This is a genomic window from uncultured Cyclobacterium sp., from assembly GCF_963976465.1.
In the GTDB taxonomy this organism is placed as follows: Bacteria; Bacteroidota; Bacteroidia; order Cytophagales; family Cyclobacteriaceae; genus Cyclobacterium.
This window is the reverse complement of sequence record NZ_CAXBOC010000594.1, coordinates 1-3,099: the sequence shown is the minus strand read 5'-3', so window position 1 is coordinate 3,099 and position 3,099 is coordinate 1. Positions and strand designations below refer to the sequence as shown.

Here is a 3,099-nt window from a genome sequence, read left to right as displayed (position 1 = left end):
GCTTTTTTGTCCTCCGACAACTGGGCTGCCAAAACAGGAAGATGCTCCTCCCCTACTGAGCCGTCCAATTGGTAATGTCCGGAACCGTATTTTTCCGTTCGCATATAATTCCATCTTTTAACCTGATAATTGGCCAAGTCTGTTGCGGTTTCCTCTTCTAATGCCTGACCAAACCTCAATAGGATTCCACCATCCCTCACCTTATAATCCTCAGGCAACAAACTCTCTTGCCCGGTGTACCTTAACCTAAGTAAGGCACTTAAGTCTTCGGAATTATGACCCCATAATGAAAAGCCAGCAAAATAAACCATTCCATCGCCTGGGTTTACATCTCCCTTCATGGAAGGAGCCGGGTAATTGCCCGGAATGACAGAAGCCCCGCCTTGAACGGTATTAGATCCGCTGTCTACCTTCACAACAAATAGTCCTGGACGGCCATAGGATAAATGCAGCATCTGATTATTTAAAGGCCCCATCTTGTCAGAAGTTACCCATATTTGCCCCATACCTGATCGATCGTCAGTGTGAGGAATCCAAGTAATTGGAGGGGTGGTTTCTGGAATAGGATCTCTATGTGCAGTGGCAGGAACTCCAAAATAATCTCCTTTCCGAATCAACATTACAGGTGTGGATGGCATATAATGACCTTGCTGATCAGAACCTGTCAACCAACCTTTTTCAGGATGTATACCCAGGTAAGGGCCCCTAAACCCAGTAGCAAACTGCGCTTTGCTCCTGCCATCAGCGGAAATTTTATGTATTGAACCATCATCATTAGATGCCGACCTAAATCCCATTAAGGCTTTTGGAGAAGATGCCTCCGGCCCCATATCCAAGGCCCCAAATTTGGCCACATAGAAACCACCTTTCGGATCAGCTACCATGTCACTTGCCCACTCACGTGTTTCTATAGACTGGGCCATCACATTGGAAAAGTTTTCGTAAAAATCTGCTACTCCATCTTCATTCAAATCATGTAGTCTGGTGATTCCATCTTTTCCATATACATAGATTTCTCCATTGACTACTTCAATACTTTGCGGTTCGTACAAACCGGAAGCAACCCTGGTCCATACAAGACGGTCCAATGACTCATTGATCCCTGTCACCTTCCACACATCACCTTCAAAAGTAACCATGGCAGCCTCAGAATCGCCAAGGAAACTTATGTCAACCATTCTTACATTTCTATTCCAAGGGTTAGGAACAGGCAAGGTCAATCGATCTGTTACAAAGGCTGCAGTATCAGGAGAAATTTGCCCTTGAGTCAACACCTCTTCCGTCCAGTAAGCATTATTACCATTTTCAAAATCGGGAATTGCTGTCAATTCTTGGCTCAAAGCTCCCTCGAATTTATCCTTTTCAGTCGCTTCCCCATTCCAAAGCATCAATTCAAAATCTACTGTGGAAGAATGTGCAGCAACTTCTGCCACCAAATACTTGTTTTCTACTACAGAAAGGCTTACCCCTTCACTTCCTTTTACCAATCCCATGGCTGTCACCTTGTTACCATGGTAAACCATTACCTGGTCTCCCTCCTGCTCTACCTTGCTGATATCTGTTATTTCAGCCGCCATTAAAAAGGTTTTCTCCTCAGATGGGGCCATGGCAAATCTCCTACTAAAAACCGGTAATCCCTCATGGAGCTTACTACCGGGTAATTCATAAACGAGTGTCCCACCTACTGTATAAGAAAGAATAACTTTGTCATCCATAGGATAAACTCCTTCATATCTACCAATTTCCGCAGGTATAGCTCCCCATTTGGGACTGTCGGGATGAGGAGATGGGTTTCTGGGATCTTTGACAGTTGCTTGCCCTATTGCCCAACCTGGATAAGCTCCTGTGGCAAGTTTGGGATCTCCTCCTATTGTTGGTATTTGGTTGCCTTTGTTGTGAAACTCTGCATAGGAAACTTGTGCCATGGTTACCATGGGCATAAATTCTCCTGTCCAGGCTACAGACCAACGCAGCATATCTGTATCAAAACATGCATAGGCATCATTCCCAAGTTTTATGGCCAATACACGACCGGATATATTGTCTTCGGGAAAACCCTCTCCTAAATTCCTCCCATCAAAAGAGGTGGAAATATAAGGAAATGCAGGCTCCACAAATGGAGCGAAGCTTTGTTCGTCAAAATTCACTGAAGTTATCAGCTCCTCTTTTTCAGCTTCACCACAAGCCGAAATCATCATTAGTAATAGGGAAAGTATACCGAAAAAACCTTTAATTTTCGATCGTTGAAAAAAATAAATAGCAACAGTCTTCGTATGTTTCATTTCTTTAATAAGCGAATTAATAACGGATTTTAAATTTATTTATACCAGGCAAGGCTATTCCTATGGTCGACATCATCTTAGACGTATTACATAGGTCTTCGTAATTGGTGAATTGCAGCAAACTTCTCTTTTTGTACTCGATGTTTTACCGAATTTTTTTTCAATAAGATTTACCCTAAATTAACCAGCCTTGAAATTACACCCAAAACTGCGAATTACAAAGAATAATAGCTGTCAGACAGGGTAATTTTTGGTGCTTAATCCATTGCCTATTTTAAGTGTAGACAGAGAATTTATCTTCCAACCCATAAACCAGCTGCCTAAATATGAAATCGTTCTTTTAACAGTTCCATCATATAAACGTTGATTTCCCATTGGTTCGCCAAGGGTTTTTCTGAGAAAGGAAAGGTAGGCATATAAGGAAACGGACCGAATTCGGTACAGATAGTCAAGTCCCTGTCACTTTCTTGGTGCAGGTGAATTACTTTTCCCCACCAAGTCAAGTGAGCCTTTAGTGCTGTTTCCCATTCCGGGGCACGGGGATCATTTACCTGTGGTCCTTCTGCATGCCCTACTCTGCTATGAATATGATCTGCCCTCGAAATGGCCAGGTTAACAATTTCATCCTGATCTTCAAGCAACGACTCATGGACATTGCACCAATGGGAGATATCCAAGCAAATGCGTAAATCCGGAAGGCTTTCAAAATAGCGTTTGGCCACTGGGGCGGCATACAAACACTTTCCTCGGTGAGTTTCATGGGTTATCGGAATCCCTGAATCTTTGGAAAGCCTGTCTGCCAATTTAAAAAGAGGTA

1 protein-coding gene and 1 pseudogene are annotated in these 3,099 nt (G+C 43.0%); both read right to left on the bottom strand.

The genetic code is table 11. From position 1 onward, the window contains the following. Positions 1 to 2,282 (bottom strand): DUF6797 domain-containing protein (locus AAC037_RS22665; protein ID WP_339905827.1); only part of this gene is annotated, 2,282 nt, incomplete at its 3' end. Between the two features lie 320 nt (positions 2,283 to 2,602). Next, positions 2,603 to 3,099 (bottom strand): annotated as a pseudogene (locus tag AAC037_RS22660) (sugar phosphate isomerase/epimerase); the annotation flags it as partial.